The organism is Streptomyces atroolivaceus (genome assembly GCF_000717025.1).
Classification (GTDB): domain Bacteria; phylum Actinomycetota; class Actinomycetes; order Streptomycetales; family Streptomycetaceae; genus Streptomyces; species Streptomyces atroolivaceus.
Genome location: NZ_JNXG01000016.1, coordinates 19,711 through 37,149 on the forward strand (window position 1 = coordinate 19,711; position 17,439 = coordinate 37,149).

The following is a 17,439-nucleotide window of genomic DNA, read 5'->3' on the forward strand; positions in this document are numbered from 1 at the left end:
GGGGAAGTCCCGCCCGCCCTCCGGACGGACGGTGCTACTTCCCCAGCACGCCCTAGTAGATTCCGGGGCATGAGCGCACCCGCCCCGATACCGCCCCGTGTCCTCACCGTCGCCGGATCAGACTCCGGCGGCGGTGCGGGCATCCAGGCAGACCTGAAGACGATGCTGGCCCTCGGCACCCACGGCATGAGCGTGCTGACCGCGGTGACCGCCCAGAACTCCCTGGGCGTGCAGGGCGCCTGGGAGCTGCCGGCGGACGCCGTACGCGCCCAGTACCGCAGCGTCGTCGACGACATAGGCGTCCAGGCGGTGAAGACCGGGATGCTGTCCTCGGCCGGGCTCGTCGACACCGTCGCGGAACTCCTCGCGGCGACCGGCGCACCCGTCGTCGTCGATCCCGTAGGGGTCTCCAAACACGGGGACGCGCTGCTGGCCGCCGAAGCCCTCGACTCCGTACGCACGAAGCTGCTGCCCGTCGCCACGGTGGCCACCCCGAATCTCGACGAGGTGGCCCAGCTCACCGGTGTCACCGTCACCGACGAAACCGGGATGCGCCGGGCCGCCGCCAAGATCCTCGCGTTCGGGCCGCGCTGGGTGGTGATCAAGGGCGGACATCTGCCGGGCGAAGCCGTGGACCTGCTGACGGACGGCGACGAGGAGCACTGGCTGCGCGCACCCAGGCTCGACAACCGGCACACGCACGGCACGGGCTGCACCCTCGCGTCCGCCATCGCGTGCGGACTCGCCCGCGGCCACGACGTCCCGACGGCCGTGCGGAACGCGAAGGAGTACGTCACCGGCGCGATCCGGGCCGGCTTCGCGCTGGGTGGCGGCATCGGCCCCGTCGATCACGGCTGGCGCGCACGCACCGCCCGCTGAAGCACAGCAAAAAGCCGGTCCACCGAGGTGGACCGGCTTTTTGGGCAACCGGAAGGCTGCGCTACGACGGGGACGTCAGCGCGCGACCTTGCCGGCCTTGATGCACGAGGTGCAGACGTTGAGCCGCTTCGGCGTCCGACCGACCACTGCACGCACGCGCTGGATGTTGGGATTCCAGCGACGGGACGTACGGCGGTGCGAGTGCGAAATGCTGTTGCCGAAGCTCGGCCCCTTGCCGCAAACGTCGCAGTTGGCAGCCACGGGTCACTCCAAAGACTTCAGATGCACTTACAGTGAATTCCGGCGCGCCGGAATCATTTTACTGAAGTGGCGGTACCGGAGGGATTGGCCCGACTCTCGTCGGGCAACCGAAGCAGCATACAACGCCTGCTTCGGAGATACGAAACTACCACGGCTCCCCGAGCACTCCGTCCCGCACCTGTCCCCGACCGGCACGCGCACGAGGGCTACCCTGCGGTGCAGCCACCCCCCCACGGCCGTCCCAAGGAGGACCAACGGTGCCGCAGTCCCCCGACGATCTTGACGCCGTCGCGGTGCGCACCTGGTGCTCACTGGCCCTGGAGGCCCTCGGCCGGGAGCGGACGGCCATCGACGCCATCAACGTGTATCCCGTCGCCGACGGGGACACCGGCACCAACCTCTATCTGACCGTGGAGTCGGCGGCAGCGGCCGTCGAAGCGGTCTTCGCGGCCCACGAGACCGGTTCCACCGTGCCCGCGCCCGCCGACGCCGTACGGGCCATGGCGCACGGCGCGCTGATCGGCGCCCGGGGGAACTCCGGGACCATCCTGGCCCAGCTGCTGCGCGGCATGGCCTCGGTGCTGTCCGAGTCGGGTGACGCGCATCACCTGCGGACCGCGCTCACGGAGGCCGCCGCGGCGGCGCGGCTGGCCGTCGCCCACCCCGTCGAGGGCACGGTGCTCACCGTCGCCACGGCCGCCGCCGAGGCGGCAGCGGCCACGGAGGGGAGCACAGGCATCGAGGCCGTGGTCGAGGCGGCGTACGAAGGGGCGCGCACCGCCCTGGCCGCGACCCCGGGCCAGCTCGCCGTCCTCGGGCGGGCGGGCGTCGTGGACGCGGGCGGGCAGGGCCTGGTGACCGTGCTCGGCGCACTGCTGGAAGCGGTCGGCGGACGGGCGCGTGAGCGCGCCGTCCTGCCCGCCCCCGAGTACCTGCCCCTGACGGGCGACTGTGCGGACACGGACCCGGACGACGACGGCCCGGCCTTCGAGATCATCTATCTGCTGGAGGCACCCGACGACGCGGTCGCCAGGCTGCGGAGCCGGCTCGACGCCCTGGGGGACTCCCTCGTCGTGGTCGGCGGCGACGGGCTGTGGAACGTCCACGTCCATGCCGACGACGCCGGGGCGGCCGTCGAGGCCGGGGTCGAGGCCGGCCGGCCCTACCGGATCCGGATCACGCACTTCGCCGCAGACCGGGTCCGCGCAGACCGGGACCCCGTCCAGCGCGCGGTCGTCGTGGTCGTCCCCGGCGACGGGCTCGCGGGTCTGTGCACCGAGGCCGGGGCGACCACCGTGCTCGCGCGCCCCGGCGAGCCGCCCGCCAGCGGCGAGCTGGTCGACGCCATCCGCCGGGCCCACGCCCGCGAGGTCGTCCTGCTGCCCAACGACGCACTGCTGCGCCACACCGCCGCCGCCGCCGCCGAACAGGCCAGGGCGGAAGGAGTCCGGGTCGCCCTGGTCCCCACCCGCGCCGCGGTCCAGGGCATCGCCGCGCTCGCCGTCCACGAACCCGGCCGCAGCTTCGACGAGGACGTCGTCGCCATGACGTCGGCGGCCGGTGCCACCCGGTACGCCGAAGTGGCTGTCGCCGAACACCAGTCGTGGACCATGGCGGGCATCTGCCAGGCCGGCGACATCCTCGGGATGATCGACGGGGACGTGGCCGTCATCGGTGAGGACGTCCCCGGCACGGCCCGCACGGTCCTGGACCGGATGCTGTCGGCCGGTGGTGAACTCGTCACCCTGATCCTGGGTGAGGACGTGCCCGACGCCCTGGCCGACGAACTGGGCGCACACATCCGTGAGGGCCACCTCGCCGTCGACACGGTCGTCTACCGGGGCGGCCGTCAGGCGGCACCCCTGCTGATCGGCGTCGAGTGACACGTCGCCCGGCGCCGCGCCCGGAGACATTTGTCAGTGGCGTGGTGTGCAATGGACCGCGTGTCCGCTTTCGATGAACCCCTCAAGAAGCTGCTCGGCGGAGCCACCGCGAAGGTGATGGCCGAACACCTCGACCTGCACACGGTCGGTGATCTGCTGCACCACTACCCGCGGCGCTACGAGGAGCGGGGCCGTCTCACGGCGCTCACCGAGCTCCCGCTGGACGAGCACGTGACGGTCGTCGCACAGGTCGCGGACGCGCGGATCATGATGTTCAACAACGGCCGCGGGAAGCGGCTCGAGGTCACCCTCACCGACGGGAGCGGCAGGCTCCAGCTGGTCTTCTTCGGACACGGTGTCCACAAGCCCCACAAGGAACTCCTCCCCGGCAGGCGGGCGATGTTCGCGGGCAAGGTCTCCGTCTTCAACAGGAAGATGCAGCTCGCCCACCCCACGTACCAGCTCCTCGACGCCCGGGACGGCGACGACGCGGCCGACCCGGCCGATGTGACCGAGGCCGTCGACGCCTTCGCCGGACAGCTGCTGCCGATCTATCCCGCCTGCAAGCAGCTCGACTCCTGGCGGATCGCCAAGGCCGTGGACACCGTCCTGCCCAGTGCTCAGGAGGCGGTGGACCCGCTCCCCCCGGCGCTGCGCGACGGGCGTGGATTCGTACCCCTTCCCGAGGCGCTGCTCAGGATCCACCGCCCGCACACCAAGGCGGACATCGCGGCCGCGCGGGACCGGCTGCGCTGGGACGAGGCCTTCGTCCTCCAGGTCGCGCTCGCCCGCCGCCGTTACGCCGACACCCAACTCCCGGCGGTGGCCCGCAGACCCGTCGCCGACGGTCTGCTCGACGCCTTCGACGCCACGCTCCCCTTCACCCTCACCGAGGGCCAGCAGAAGGTCACCGAGGAGATCTTCGGCGCGCTGGCGACGGAACACCCCATGCACAGGCTGCTCCAGGGGGAGGTCGGATCCGGCAAGACACTGGTCGCGCTGCGGGCCATGCTCCGGGTCGTCGACGCGGGCGGCCAGGCGGCGATGCTCGCACCCACCGAGGTGCTGGCCCAGCAGCACCACCGGTCCGTCACCGAGATGATGGGCGAGCTCGCGGAAGGCGGGATGCTGGGCGGCTCCGACCGGGGCACCAAAGTGATGCTGCTCACCGGCTCCATGGGTGTGCCGGCCCGCCGGCAGGCCCTGCTCGACCTGGTCACGGGCGAGGCCGGGATCGTCATCGGCACCCATGCGCTGATCGAGGACAAGGTGCAGTTCCACGACCTCGGTCTGGTCGTCGTCGACGAACAGCACCGCTTCGGCGTGGAACAGCGCGACGCGCTGCGCTCCAAGGGGAAACAGCCTCCCCACCTGCTGGTCATGACGGCCACACCCATTCCCCGTACGGTCGCCATGACCGTCTTCGGCGACCTGGAGACCTCCGTACTCGACCAGCTCCCCGCGGGCCGTTCCCCGATCGCCAGCCATGTCGTCCCCGCCAAGGACAAACCCCATTTCCTCAGCCGCGCCTGGGAACGCGTCCGTGAGGAGGTGGAGAACGGCCACCAGGCCTATGTCGTCTGCCCCCGCATCGGTGACGACGCCGAGGAGGCCGCGGAGAAGAAGGGGAAGGCGGGGAAGAAGCAGCCGGCTCCCGAGGACGACGCCGAGAAGCGGCCGCCGCTGGCCGTGCTGGACATCGCCGAGCAGCTCGCCAAGGGCCCGCTCGCCGGTCTGCGTGTCGAGGTACTCCACGGCAGGATGCCGCCCGACGACAAGGACGACGTGATGCGCCGGTTCGCCGCCGGTGAGGCCGACGTCCTGGTCGCCACCACCGTCATCGAGGTCGGGGTGAACGTCCCCAACGCCACCGCGATGGTGATCATGGACGCGGACCGCTTCGGAGTCTCGCAGCTGCACCAGCTCAGAGGCCGCGTGGGGCGTGGCAGTGCCCCCGGGCTCTGCCTGCTGGTCAGCGAGGCCCACGAGGCGAGCCCCGCCCGGGCCAGGCTCTCCGCGGTCGCCGCCACCCTCGACGGCTTCGAGCTCTCCCGTATCGACCTCGAGCAGCGGCGCGAGGGCGACGTCCTCGGCCAGGCGCAGTCCGGAGTCCGCTCCTCCCTGCGGGTGCTCAGTGTCATCGACGACGAGGAGGTCATCGCGGCGGCCCGCGAGGAGGCCGTCCGCGTCGTCGCGGAGGACCCGGGGCTCGAGCTGCTGCCGGAACTGCGCCTCGCACTGGACGCCCTGCTCGACAAGGACCGGGAGGAGTACCTCGACAAGGGGTGACCAGGCGGATCCCCGGCGACGCCATATCGTGGGGAGCACGGCGCACGTTCCGTCCGGTGCGCCGCCCGCGACCCGAGGAACAGACCCATGACCCGCGTGATCGCCGGCTCGGCCGGCGGACGCCGCCTGGCCGTCCCGCCCGGCACCGGCACCCGCCCCACCTCCGACCGTGCGCGCGAAGGCATGTTCTCCACCTGGGAAGCGCTCCTCGGCACGCTCGACGGCATCCGTGTCGCCGATCTGTACGCGGGTTCCGGCGCCGTGGGTCTGGAGGCACTCTCGCGTGGAGCGGCCCACGCGCTGCTCGTGGAGGCCGACGCCAGGGCCGCGCGCACCGTGCGCGACAACATCCGCACGCTCGGTCTGCCCGGCGCGGAGTTCCGTGCGGGCAAAGCAGAACAGATCGTGACGGGACCGGCGCCCTCCGGCCCGTACGACGTGGTTTTCCTCGATCCGCCCTACGCCGTCACCGACGACGATCTTCGGGAGATCCTGCTCACACTCCGTGCTCAGGGGTGGCTCACGGGCGACGCTCTCGTCACGGTGGAACGGAGCACCAGAGGCGGGGAATTCAGCTGGCCCGACGGATTCGAGCCGCAGCGGTCCCGCCGCTACGGCGAGGCCACGTTTTGGTACGGTCGCGCCGCCTCTACGTGCGAAGACGCACGATGACCGCACCGGAGAGCGAGGGAACCACGTTGCGCCGCGCCGTCTGTCCGGGGTCGTTCGACCCCATCACCAACGGACATCTCGACATCATCGGACGAGCGTCGAAGCTGTACGACGTCGTCCACGTCGCAGTGATGATCAACCAGTCCAAAAAGGGCCTGTTCACCATCGACGAGCGGATCCAGATGATCCGCGAGGTCACCGCGGACTTCGGCAATGTGGAGGTCGAGTCCTTCCACGGCCTGCTGGTCGACTTCTGCAAGCAGCGCGACATCCCGGCGATCGTGAAGGGCCTGCGGGCCGTCAGCGACTTCGACTACGAGCTGCAGATGGCCCAGATGAACAACGGCCTCTCGGGGGTCGAGACACTCTTCGTGCCGACGAACCCGACCTACAGCTTCCTGTCGTCCTCCCTGGTCAAGGAGGTCGCCACCTGGGGTGGCGACGTGGCGCACCTGCTGCCGCCGACGGTCCACGAGGCCCTCGTGGAACGTCTCGCCCAGAAGTGATGTGCTGACCGCCCGTCACCAGGTGTCGGACGGGAGGCGACTGGCCTTACAGTCGTCCCGTCCGTCTCCAACAGCAGCAGAGAGTGGCGAGCACACGGTGGACGTGCAGAAGAAGCTCGACGAGATCGTCGAAACGGTCGGGAACGCCCGCTCCATGCCCATGTCGGCGTCCTGTGTGGTCAACCGGGCCGAACTGCTCGCGATGCTCGAGGAGGTGCGCGAGGCACTGCCCGGCTCGCTCGCCCATGCCGAGGAGCTCATCGGCGGGCGTGAGCAGCTCGTCGAACAGGCCCGGCAGGAGGCCGAGCGGATCATCGAGTCCGCCCGCGCGGAGCGCGGATCGCTCATCTCCGGCACCGAGATCGCCCAGCAGTCCCAGGCCGAGGCGGACCGGATCCTGTCCGAGGCGCGCAGGGAGGCCGACGAGGTCCGCGGCGAGGCCGACGAGTACGTCGACAGCAAGCTCGCCAACTTCGAGGTCGTCCTCACCAAGACCATCGGTTCCGTCGACCGGGGCCGCGAGAAGCTGCTGGGCCGCGGCGAAGGCGTCGACGAGCGGGGTTACGAGGACCCCGACTTCGCCGAGGCGCCGGAACGCAGCGCCGACCCCGAGACACTCCGCCGTCGCGCCGACGACTACGTGGACACCAAGCTCGGCGCCTTCGAGGCCGTACTGGCCAAGACCCTGGAGGCGGTCGGCCGGGGCCGTCAGAAGCTGCACGGCCGGGTCGCCACCGACGAGCTCGGCGCGCACATGGCCGCCCAGGACGCCGCGGGCGGTCACCTGCACACCAGTGACGAGGACCACTGGGCGGGCCTGGCCGAGCTCTCCACCCCCGAGCCGCGGCAGAGCTCCAGGCAGCAGCCCTACGCCGAGCCCGCACAGCCGGGCCACGCACCGGTGGCCGGCTACCAGGACCCCGCGCAGACGGGCTTCCCGGTCCAGGGCGAGGCCGAGCCGCAGTACGCGCAGACGTACGGCTACCAGGACCAGCAGCAGGTCCAGGACGGTTACGGCTATCAGCAGCCCGACCCGTACGCCGCCTACCAGCAGCAGGCGTACGACCCGAATCAGCAGCAGGACTACGGCTGGCCGCAGCAGGCCCAGGCCCCTGTGCAGCAGGGCGAGAGCGCGCTCGACGAGACCAGCCTGTTCGACACGAGCATGATCGACCTGGAACAGCTGCGCCGGTACGAACAGGGCCGCTGACCGGAGCGGTCCGTACCGGATTGGGAGCTGGGCGGTACGTCCAGTATCCTGGCTCTTCGGTCGCGTGTATGTCCGCGATCCCGGCTGCCCTCTTTCCGTCAGGACAGGGGTGGCCCTCCCGAAGCCGCACCACGCACATGATTTCGAAAGCAGGAAAAGCCCTGAACGGCCACCTCGACCACCGCAGCCCTCTCGTGTTCGATACGCGCGAGCTGGGCCGGCGTCCGGGTACCCAGAAGCGGCTGACCCGCACGGCGGAAGCACCGAAGGACCTCGGCATCGACGGGGTCATCGGTGTGCCGGAGAACGCGCCCGTGGCGCTGGACCTCCGCCTTGAATCGGTCATGGAAGGGGTGCTCGTCACAGGCACCGCCCGTGCGACGGCCGAGGGGGAGTGCGTAAGGTGTCTGGAGCCGCTGACCCTCGAGGTCGAAGCGGACTTCCAGGAGATGTTCTCGTACCCTGACGCCGATGACCGGAACCGCAGCAGGACCGCGGACCCGGTCGACGACGCCGAGGACGACGAGGACAGGTTCTTTCTCGAGGACGACTCGTTCGACCTCGAGCCTGTGCTGCGTGACGCGGTGGTGCTCGCACTGCCGCTGCAGCCGGTGTGCAAGGAGACCTGTGCCGGCCTGTGTTCCGAGTGCGGAATCAGGCTGGACGAGAATCCGGACCACCACCACGACGTCGCCGACATACGTTGGGCGGCACTGCAAGGACTCGCCGAGACCGTTCAGGACGGCGAGAAGGACAACATGGGCGGCGCCGAACCGGGCGTCGACGAGAAGCAGGAGAAGTAGCCGTGGCTGTTCCGAAGCGGAAGATGTCGCGCAGCAACACGCGCCACCGCCGGTCGCAGTGGAAGGCTGCGGTCCCCACCCTGGTTTCGTGCGAGCGTTGCCAGGAGCCGAAGCTCCAGCACATTGCGTGCCCGAGCTGCGGCACCTACAACAAGCGCCAGGTCCTCGAGGTCTGAGCGGCTGGTGAGAGGCCCGATGTCTGAGTTGTCCAGCGCCAAGAAGCAGGCAGACAACGTCAACACAGCCTCGTCCCACACGCTTCTGGAAGGGCGGCTCGGGTATCACCTCGAGTCCGCCCTTCTGGTGCGTGCGCTGACCCATCGCTCGTACGCATACGAGAACGGCGGTCTGCCCACCAACGAGCGGCTCGAATTCCTCGGGGATTCGGTGCTCGGTCTGGTGGTCACGGACACGCTGTACCGCACCCACCCCGACCTGCCCGAAGGCCAGCTGGCCAAGTTGCGGGCCGCGGTGGTCAACTCGCGTGCACTTGCGGAAGTGGGCCGCGGCCTCGAACTCGGCTCCTTCATCCGGCTCGGCCGTGGTGAAGAGGGCACGGGTGGCCGGGACAAGGCTTCCATCCTCGCCGACACCCTTGAAGCGGTGATCGGCGCCGTCTATCTCGACCAGGGCCTCAGCGCGGCCTCGGAGCTGGTGCACCGGCTCTTCGACCCGCTGATCGACAGGTCCTCCAACCTCGGAGCCGGCCTGGACTGGAAGACCAGTCTCCAGGAGCTCACCGCGAGCGAGAGCCTCGGAGTCCCCGAGTACCTCGTCACGGAGACCGGCCCGGACCACGAGAAGACCTTTACTGCTGCTGCTCGCGTCGGTGGTGTCTCGTACGGCACCGGCACCGGCCGTAGCAAGAAGGAAGCGGAGCAGCAGGCGGCGGAGTCCGCCTGGCGCGAGATCAGCGCCGCCGCGGAAGCACGGGAGGCCGCGGCCAAGGCCGCAGCCGACGGAGGGGTCGCCGACATCCCTGCCGACCCGTCGCCGCACTCGGACGCGGCTCCGGCCTGAGCAATCCGGAAACCCCTCGGTGCCTCCGCGGCACCGGGGGGTTTCCGCTGTCCCGTCACGTCCCCGAAGGAGTGCCCGCCGTGCCCGAACTGCCCGAGGTCGAAGTCGTACGGCGGGGTCTGGAGCGCTGGACCGCAGGGCGCACCGTCGACGAGGTCCAGGTCCTCCATCCGCGTGCGGTCCGCCGGCATCTCGCGGGCGGCGCCGACTTCGCGGCCAGGCTGCGAGGACTGCGCTTCGGCACGGCGATGCGCCGCGGCAAGTACCTCTGGGTCCCCCTCGACGAGGTGGAGTCCTCGCTCCTGGGACACCTCGGGATGAGCGGTCAGCTGCTGGTGCAGCCCCAGGAGGCCCCCGACGAGAAGCACCTGCGGATCAGGATCCGCTTCGACGACACACTCGGAACCGAGCTGCGCTTCGTCGACCAGCGCACCTTCGGGGGGCTGTCGCTCCACGAGAACACCCCCGACGGACTGCCCGACGTCATCGCGCACATCGCACGCGACCCTCTCGACCCGGCCTTCGACGACACCGCCTTCCACCTGGCACTGCGCATGCGCCGTACGACGGTCAAGCGCGCCCTGCTCGACCAGTCCCTGATCAGCGGTGTCGGCAACATCTACGCCGACGAGGCGCTCTGGCGCAGCCGGCTGCACTACGAGCGGCCCACCGCGGCCCTGACGCGCCCGAGGACGGCGGAACTGCTCGGCCATGTCCGGGACGTGATGCGGGAAGCCCTCGACCAGGGCGGCACCAGCTTCGACAGCCTGTACGTCAACGTGAACGGGGAGTCCGGATACTTCGACCGGTCGCTGGACGCGTACGGACGAGAGGACGAACCCTGCCGCCGCTGCGGTACGCCGATGCGCAGGCGGCCCTGGATGAACCGCTCCAGCTACTTCTGCCCCCGCTGCCAGCGTCCGCCGCGGATCGCCTGAGGTCCCGGATCAGGTCCGGTGTGCCGCGTCGTACCGGTCCCGGGCCTCGACGACCTCGGGCATCCGGCCCTCGACGAGCTGGATGAGGCCCATCAGCCGGCTCGCGACCTCACGGCCGAGCGGCGTCAGTGCGTAGTCGACGCGCGGAGGATTGGTGAGGCGGGCGTCCCGGTGCACCAGCCCGTCGCGCTCCAGCGCGTGCAGGGTCTGGGACAGCATCTTCTCGCTGACACCGTCCACCCGGCGGCGCAGCTCGTTGAAACGGGCGCCGCTCTCGTACAGCGCGCCCAGGGTCAGACTGCCCCAGCGGCCGGTGACGTGTTCCAGGGTTACCCGGGAGGGGCACTGCCGTGAGAAGACGTCGAAGGGTGAGCCGCTCTCGCGCACCGGGGCCGTTCCTGTCTCACCCATGACCTGTCCCCTTCTCACTCATGTCCGCAGCTTACGCCGGTGCAGCGCTCACTTCCGGTGAGCGCTGCACCGGCGCTGTGCGTCCGGCGGACACCGGACCGGGGCCCTCACCCCTTCAGGACCCCGCACCGGTTCGAGCACCGCTCACCTGGGACGGCGGGCGGATCAGCGTCGGAAGCTGCTGGGCGACCCGCGTGCCGGTTCCGGACGTGACCCTGTACGCCACGAGCAAGTCGGCACTGCTCGGCTTCACCGACGGCGCCGGCCTCAGAAGCCGAAGTCCTGCGTCCACCAGGGGCCGCCGGAGCCGAGGTGCACGCCCACCCCGAGGGTCTTGTAATCGCAGTTGAGAATGTTTGCACGGTGGCCGTCGCTGTTCATCCAGGCGTCCATCACGGCCTGCGCGTCCGCCTGGCCCCGGGCGATGTTCTCGCCGCCGAGACCCTGCACGCCGGCGGCGGCGGCACGGTCCCAGGGGGTCGCGCCGTCGGGGTCGGTGTGACCGAAGAAGTCGCGGGCCGCCATGTCCTCACTGAAGTCCTGGGCGAGCGCGGTCAGCGAGGCGTTGGTGGTGACCGGACTGCAGCCGACCTTCGCGCGCTCCTGGTTGACCAGGGTGAGCACGGCTGCCTGGGCGGAGGTGGGGGACGGGGACGCCGGGGCCGCGGGCTTGCTGCTCGGGGCGGGGGGCTTGCTGCTCGGAGCTGCGGACGAGGGCTTCGGAGCGGCCGGAGTCCTGGCCGCAGGGCTGGACGCCGTGCTCTTCTCCGGCCGTGCGGCGGGAGCCTTCGTCCGTTCCGGCGTCTTCGCCGCCTGCTTAGAGGCGGTGGCGGACGGCTTCTCGCTCGGCTTCCCGCTCGGGGTGGCCGAGGGGGACTTCGAGGGGGCGGCGGTGCGGCCGGCACCCCGGTCGGCCTGGGCCGACGCGGACGCCGACGTGCGGCCGGTCGGCTCGGCGGACGACCCGCCCTGGGTCAGCAGGTCGGGAGCCCCACCCGCGTGCACCTGGTCGGCGGCTCCGCCCCCGCTGACGCTGAAGCTGTCGCCGCCGGGCAGCAGACCGGAAGCGACAGCGACCGCTCCGACGGCCACGGCCGCGGACACGCCGAGAAGCCCGGCGCGCACGGGTATGCCGGCTCGCTTCCTCCGGTGTGCGCTCCGGTGTCCGTCCTCCGCGCCCGCCGCGTGCTGCTCAGCGGCGGGGGCCGCGCCTGCGCGTCGATGCCGTCCCATGCGCTGTGCCTTCCTCGTGCTCCGGACGCCGTCGCGACGTCACCGCATAAAAGATCAAACTCACCCGTTCGGGTGAGGCTATTGCGAGGGGACCTTACGCCATGGCGGATTGGGGCGAGATGCTCGTCGAGCAATTGGCCGGTTAGCGTTCGGGCATGAACGAAGATGCACGACTCGTCGTATGGGTACGCGGCCGAGTACAGCAAGTAGGGTTCCGCTGGTTCACCAGGGCAAATGCTCTGGAGATCGGAAACCTCACGGGCTTCGCCCTCAATCTCGACGACGGCCGGGTGCAGGTCGTGGCTGAAGGGCCGCGTGAGAATTGCCACCGCCTGCTCGACTGGCTCGGCTCCGACGACACACCCGGCAACGTGGACGGCGTCACTGAGATCTGGGACACGCCTCGCGGGGGCTACGAGGGATTCGCGATCCGCTGATCGCGGGCGCGGAAAGGGGGCCGGATCCGAAGAGTGCGCGAGGGGCGGCGATCGGTGAACGGTAAGGGCCGCGAGGGCCACGCACCCGAAATGACCTGCGAAAGAAGCCGGCGCCAGGACATGGTTGCCAAGAAGCGCACGCCATGCCAGGCTGCGGCATTGACGAAGATCTCCAGGCCCCTCGGGATCCCGTAGGAGAGTCGCGCCGCGTGATCGTCCGGCTGCGCACCCCCGGGACACCCGGCCCCGTGGCGTGTGATCGTGTTGACCGTCAAACTTTTTGGTGAGACGCTGAAAACCCCGCGCACCTTAGCTGTTCGGCAGAGCTGGAGACAGCAGAACAGCAGTGAATACAGAGCACTGTCGAGCACCGCGGGTGCGATTCCCTCACGACCCACACCGCATCGGTCGGTCACTCAGTGTGGAGGACCTTTCATCATGGCAAAGGCGCTTCTCGGTTACGTCGGCGGTTCCGATCCGCGACTCCTCGCCGAGATGCGACGGCTTCAGAAGCGCGTCCAGGACCTGGAATCCGAGCTCGTACGGATCCAGGACGAGAACGACGCGCTCAACGCCGCCGCTCAGCACCAGGAGTCGTTGCTCGACAGCATCGACATCGACGTACCCCAGGCGGAGCCCGCGCTGACCTGACCCCAAGGCCCTGCCGGGGCCGGTCGGGCCGTACGCCAGCCGCTCGGGATCAACCATCGAAGTCTTCGTCACGGATCGTCGTCCTCGAACACCGGGGATCGCATGTGATCCGGTCGGTTCGCGATCCGTTACGCAAGACCGCGCTCGCATGACTGCACAGCGGCACCGTGCAGGATTCACAAGGGACGCTCCGGCGTCCCTTCTTTCTTTCCCCCTGGGCCGTATTAGGCCCCTCGCTCTTCGCTTAACGTCTGATGTGCCCTGCACCTTCATCAGCGAAACCGAGAGTGAAAGGTAGAGTCCGGCGGCGTGCACCTCAAGGCCCTGACCCTCCGCGGTTTCAAATCGTTCGCCTCCGCCACGACCCTGCGCTTCGAACCGGGGATCACCTGTGTCGTCGGTCCCAATGGATCGGGTAAATCGAACGTGGTGGACGCGCTCTCCTGGGTCATGGGTGAGCAGGGGGCCAAATCCCTGCGCGGCGGCAAGATGGAAGACGTGATCTTCGCCGGCACCACGGGAAGGCCGCCTCTGGGCCGCGCGGAAGTGTCACTGACCATCGACAATTCCGACGGCGCTCTGCCCATCGAGTACGCCGAGGTGACGATCACCCGGATCATGTTCCGCAACGGCGGCAGCGAATACCAGATCAACGGGGACACCTGCCGGCTGCTCGACATCCAGGAACTCCTCTCGGACTCCGGTATCGGCCGCGAGATGCACGTCATCGTCGGACAGGGCCGGCTGGACTCGGTCCTGCACGCCGACCCGACGGGGCGCCGCGCCTTCATCGAAGAGGCCGCGGGTGTGCTCAAGCACCGTAAGCGCAAGGAGAAGGCGCTGCGGAAGCTGGAGGCGATGGGCGCCAACCTCGCCCGCGTCCAGGACCTCACCGACGAACTGCGACGTCAGCTCAAGCCGCTGGGCCGGCAGGCCGCCGTCGCCCGCCGGGCCGCTGTCATCCAGGCCGACCTGCGCGACGCCCGGCTGCGGCTCCTCGCCGACGACCTGGTGCGGCTGCGGGAGGCGCTCCGGGGCGAGATCGCCGACGAGGCCGCCCTCAAACGGCGCAGGGAAGCGGCGGAGGCCGAGCTCAAGGCGGCGCTCGCGCGCGAGGCGGATCTGGAGGACGAGGTACGCCGGCTGGCGCCGAGGCTGCAGCGAGCTCAGCAGACCTGGTACGAACTCTCGCAGCTGGCCGAACGCGTGCGGGGCACGATCTCGCTCGCCGACGCCCGAGTGAAGAGCGCCGGCGCAGCTCCGGAGGAGGAGCGGCGTGGGCGTGACCCCGAGGACATGGAGCGTGAGGCCGCCCGGGTCCGCGAGCAGGAGGCGGAGCTGGAGGCGGCACTCGAAGCGGCGGAGCACGCCCTGGAGGACACCACCGCCCACCGTGCCGAACTCGAGAGGGAGTTGGCCTCCGAGGAGCGCCGGCTCCGGGACTCGGCCAGAGCCATCGCCGACCGGCGCGAAGGGCTCGCCCGGCTCAACGGGCAGGTCAACGCCGCCCGCAGCCGGGCTGCTTCGGCGCAGGCCGAGATCGACCGGCTGGCCGCGTCGCGGGACGAGGCACGGGAGCGGGCAGTCGCGGCCCAGGAGGAGTACGAGCAGCTGAAGGCCGAGGTCGACGGCCTGGACGCGGGTGACGCGGAGCTGGCGGAGCGGCACGAGGCCGCCAGACGGGAGCTCGCCGGAGCGGAGGCCGCCCTGGGCGCTGCGCGCGAGGCGCTCACCGCGGCGGAACGCAGCCGTGCGGCGGTCTCCGCCCGGCACGAAGCACTGTCGCTGGGGCTGCGGCGCAAGGACGGCACCGGGGTGCTGCTCGGAGCGGGGGACCGGCTCTCAGGACTGCTCGGACCGGTCGCGGAGCTGCTGACGGTGGCGCCGGGGTACGAGGTCGCCGTGGCCGCCGCCCTGGGCGTGGCCGCAGACGCCGTCGCGGTGACGGACCCGGCCACGGCGGCTGAGGCGATCCGCCTGCTGCGCAAGCAGGACGCGGGGCGCGCGGCCCTGGTACCCGGCGGGGCGGGGCCCGGGCAGGTACCCGCGCAGGGCACGGAACAGCTGGTTGCGCCCGTCGCCGCCGGCCACGTGCCCGGACAGGTGTCCGGCGCGGAGCACGGCGCCTCGGCCGCCGGTGCCGGCCACGGTTCTTCGGCCCCCGGTACCGGGCACGGCTCTGCGGGCGTCGAGCACGGCCCCGCGGTCTCCGGCACGGGGCAGGGTCCCGCTCCTTCAGGAGCGGAGCAGGGGGTGGCGGAACCGGCGGCAGGCCGGGCCGTCGCGACCGGCGAATGCGCCGCGCCCGCCGTCGCCGGTCTGCTGCAGGGGCCCGCCGGCCTGATGACGGCCGTACGGCGGCTGGTGCGGGACATGGTCGTCGTCGGAACGCTGGAGGACGCCGAGGAGGTGGTCGCCGCCCACCCCGGGTTGACCGCCGTCACCGCCGAGGGCGATGTACTGGGTGCTCATTTCGCCCACGGCGGATCCGCCGGGGCGCCCAGTCTGCTGGAGGTCCAGGCATCCGTCGACGAGGCCGCCGCCGAACTGGCCGAGCTGGCCGTGCGCTGCGAGGAACTCGCCTCGGCCCAGCGTGCCACGGCTGCCCGGCGCGCCGGCAGCGCGGCCAGGGTGGAGGAGCTGGGAGAGCGGCGCCGGGCCGCCGACCGGGAGAAGTCCGGAGTGGCGCAGCAACTCGGGCGGCTGGCGGGACAGGCCCGTGGTGCCGCAGGGGAAGCGGAGCGGATGACCTCCGCCGCCGCCCGCGCCCAGGAGGCGCTGGAGCGTGCCGTGGAGGAGGCCGAGGAGCTGGCGGAGCGGCTGCTGGTCGCCGAGGAGACCCCGATGGAGGAGGAGCCGGACACCTCCGTCCGGGACCGGCTCGCGGCCGACGGCGCCAACGCACGCCAGACCGAGATGGAAGCCCGGCTCCAGGCCCGTACCCACGAGGAACGGGTCAAGGCCCTCGCCGGGCGGGCCGATGCCCTCGACCGCGGGGCCCGGGCCGAGCGCGAGGCCCGCGCCCGCGCCGAGCGGCGCCGCGCCCGGCTGCGCCACGAGGCCGCCGTGGCCACCGCCGTGGCCTCGGGCGCCAGACAGTTGCTCGCCCATGTCGAGGTCTCGGTCGTACGGGCGGACGAGGAACGGACCAGGGCAGAGGCGGCCAAGGGCGAGCGAGAGCGGGACCTGGCGGCCGAACGCGGCCGCGGCCGTGACCTCAAGAGCGAGCTCGACCGGCTCACCGACTCGGTGCACCGGGGCGAGGTGCTCGGGGCCGAGAAGCGGCTGCGCATAGAGCAGGTGGAGGCCAAGGCGCTGGAGGAGTTCGGTGTCGAGGCGGCGGGCCTGGCCGCCGAATACGGTCCGCAGCAGATGGTGCCGCCATCCCCCGCAGCGGAGGGTGAGGAGCTTCCGGCGGATCCGGAGGATCCGCGCAACCAGCCGGTGCCGTTCGTCAGGGCCGAGCAGGAGAAGCGGCTGAAGGCGGCCGAACGGGCGTATCAGCAACTCGGGAAGGTGAATCCGCTCGCCCTCGAGGAGTTCTCGGCACTGGAGGAACGGCACCAGTTCCTCTCCGAGCAGCTCGAAGACCTGAAGAAGACCCGGGCCGATCTGATGCAGGTGATCAAGGAGGTCGACGAGCGGGTCGAGCAGGTGTTCACGGAGGCGTTCCGGGACACCGCGCGGGAGTTCGAGGGCGTCTTCTCCCGGCTCTTCCCGGGCGGCGAGGGCCGCCTCGTCCTCACCGACCCGGACAACATGCTGACGACCGGTCTCGACGTGGAGGCGAGGCCGCCGGGAAAGAAGGTCAAGCGGCTCTCGCTGCTGTCCGGCGGCGAGCGGTCACTGACGGCCGTGGCCCTGCTGGTCTCCATCTTCAAGGCCCGGCCGAGTCCGTTCTACGTCATGGACGAGGTCGAGGCGGCGCTCGACGACACCAACCTGCAGCGCCTCATCCGGATCATGGAGGAGCTCCAGGAGAGCTCCCAGCTCATCGTCATCACGCACCAGAAGCGGACGATGGAGGTCGCCGACGCGCTGTACGGCGTCTCCATGCAGGGCGACGGCGTCTCCAAGGTGATCAGCCAGCGGCTCCGCTGAGCCCTCTGTGCACTTGCTGACGGGTGATCACACCTTCTTCACGCAATCTTCAACCCTTCAACACACCTTTTGGGCACTCCTGGGTACTTGTGAGGAACATCTTCACTCGAACCCACGTCTTGACTTCGAAACTTGAACGCATAAC

The 17,439-nt window shown here is 70.6% G+C and carries 16 protein-coding genes and 1 pseudogene; 14 read left to right on the forward strand and 3 right to left on the reverse strand.

Translation table 11 applies throughout. From position 1 onward, the window contains the following. Positions 1–69: 69 nt before the first annotated feature. Positions 70–879: a bifunctional hydroxymethylpyrimidine kinase/phosphomethylpyrimidine kinase gene (gene thiD, locus OO67_RS26330; RefSeq protein WP_033304019.1), complete on the forward strand. Its 810-nt coding sequence runs from the start codon at positions 70–72 to the stop codon at positions 877–879. Between the two features lie 75 nt (positions 880–954). Here the strand turns inward: thiD and rpmB are convergent, their stop codons facing one another. After that, on the reverse strand, positions 955–1,140 hold the full coding sequence (gene rpmB / locus OO67_RS37190) for a 50S ribosomal protein L28 (RefSeq protein ID WP_003965989.1): 186 nt from the start codon (positions 1,138–1,140) through the stop codon (positions 955–957). Positions 1,141–1,397: 257 nt separating this feature from the next. Here rpmB and OO67_RS26335 point away from each other — a divergent pair, with 257 nt between their 5' ends. The 9 genes from OO67_RS26335 to mutM all read left to right on the forward strand — a co-directional run bounded on the left by OO67_RS26335 (position 1,398) and on the right by mutM (position 10,461). Then, positions 1,398–3,023, forward strand: a complete 1,626-nt coding sequence (locus OO67_RS26335; protein ID WP_033304020.1) for a DAK2 domain-containing protein — start codon at positions 1,398–1,400, stop codon at positions 3,021–3,023. A 51-nt stretch (positions 3,024–3,074) separates the two neighbouring features. Continuing rightward, positions 3,075–5,312, forward strand: a complete 2,238-nt coding sequence (gene recG, locus OO67_RS26340; protein ID WP_033304021.1) for an ATP-dependent DNA helicase RecG — start codon at positions 3,075–3,077, stop codon at positions 5,310–5,312. 87 nt (positions 5,313–5,399) lie between these two features. Further along, positions 5,400–5,984 (forward strand): 16S rRNA (guanine(966)-N(2))-methyltransferase RsmD, encoded by a 585-nt coding sequence (gene rsmD / locus OO67_RS26345; RefSeq protein ID WP_033304023.1) that lies wholly within the window; start codon positions 5,400–5,402, stop codon positions 5,982–5,984. 26 nt (positions 5,985–6,010) lie between these two features. Next, the gene (gene coaD, locus OO67_RS26350) at positions 6,011–6,490 is read left to right on the forward strand and encodes a pantetheine-phosphate adenylyltransferase (RefSeq protein WP_208861090.1); all 480 of its coding nucleotides are present in this window, start codon (positions 6,011–6,013) and stop codon (positions 6,488–6,490) included. A 97-nt stretch (positions 6,491–6,587) separates the two neighbouring features. Beyond that, the gene (locus tag OO67_RS26355; RefSeq protein ID WP_033304026.1) at positions 6,588–7,700 is read left to right on the forward strand and encodes a cell division initiation protein; all 1,113 of its coding nucleotides are present in this window, start codon (positions 6,588–6,590) and stop codon (positions 7,698–7,700) included. A gap of 137 nt (positions 7,701–7,837) precedes the next feature. Beyond that, a complete protein-coding gene (locus tag OO67_RS26360; protein WP_033304028.1) occupies positions 7,838–8,503 on the forward strand; it encodes a YceD family protein in 666 nt (221 codons plus the stop codon). A gap of 2 nt (positions 8,504–8,505) precedes the next feature. Further along, positions 8,506–8,679: a 50S ribosomal protein L32 gene (gene rpmF, locus OO67_RS26365; RefSeq protein ID WP_003965982.1), complete on the forward strand. Its 174-nt coding sequence runs from the start codon at positions 8,506–8,508 to the stop codon at positions 8,677–8,679. 19 nt (positions 8,680–8,698) lie between these two features. After that, positions 8,699–9,523, forward strand: coding sequence for a ribonuclease III (rnc, locus tag OO67_RS26370; RefSeq protein ID WP_033304029.1), 825 nt, complete (start codon positions 8,699–8,701; stop codon positions 9,521–9,523). Positions 9,524–9,603: 80 nt separating this feature from the next. Next, on the forward strand, positions 9,604–10,461 hold the full coding sequence (mutM, locus tag OO67_RS26375; protein ID WP_033304031.1) for a bifunctional DNA-formamidopyrimidine glycosylase/DNA-(apurinic or apyrimidinic site) lyase: 858 nt from the start codon (positions 9,604–9,606) through the stop codon (positions 10,459–10,461). Positions 10,462–10,470: 9 nt separating this feature from the next. On the opposite strand, the gene OO67_RS26380 is transcribed toward mutM, so the two are convergent. Next, entirely contained in the window at positions 10,471–10,872 is a 402-nt protein-coding gene (locus OO67_RS26380) for a winged helix-turn-helix transcriptional regulator (RefSeq protein ID WP_033304032.1), read from the reverse strand. Between the two features lie 155 nt (positions 10,873–11,027). On the opposite strand from OO67_RS26380, the pseudogene OO67_RS40155 reads away from it, so the two are divergent. Then, positions 11,028–11,132: pseudogene (locus OO67_RS40155) on the forward strand (oxidoreductase); the annotation flags it as partial. Positions 11,133–11,139: 7 nt separating this feature from the next. Here the strand turns inward: OO67_RS40155 and OO67_RS26385 are convergent. Further along, on the reverse strand, positions 11,140–12,105 hold the full coding sequence (locus tag OO67_RS26385; protein ID WP_033304034.1) for a CAP domain-containing protein: 966 nt from the start codon (positions 12,103–12,105) through the stop codon (positions 11,140–11,142). Positions 12,106–12,260: 155 nt separating this feature from the next. Between OO67_RS26385 and OO67_RS26390 the strand changes: the two genes are divergently transcribed. The 3 genes from OO67_RS26390 (at position 12,261) to OO67_RS26400 (ending at position 17,294) form a co-directional block, all read left to right on the forward strand. Next, positions 12,261–12,542, forward strand: a complete 282-nt coding sequence (locus tag OO67_RS26390) for an acylphosphatase (RefSeq protein WP_033304036.1) — start codon at positions 12,261–12,263, stop codon at positions 12,540–12,542. Positions 12,543–12,980: 438 nt separating this feature from the next. Further along, positions 12,981–13,193, forward strand: a complete 213-nt coding sequence (locus tag OO67_RS26395; protein WP_033304037.1) for a hypothetical protein — start codon at positions 12,981–12,983, stop codon at positions 13,191–13,193. A gap of 309 nt (positions 13,194–13,502) precedes the next feature. Then, positions 13,503–17,294, forward strand: a complete 3,792-nt coding sequence (locus OO67_RS26400) for an AAA family ATPase (protein WP_033304038.1) — start codon at positions 13,503–13,505, stop codon at positions 17,292–17,294. Positions 17,295–17,439: the final 145 nt, after the last annotated feature.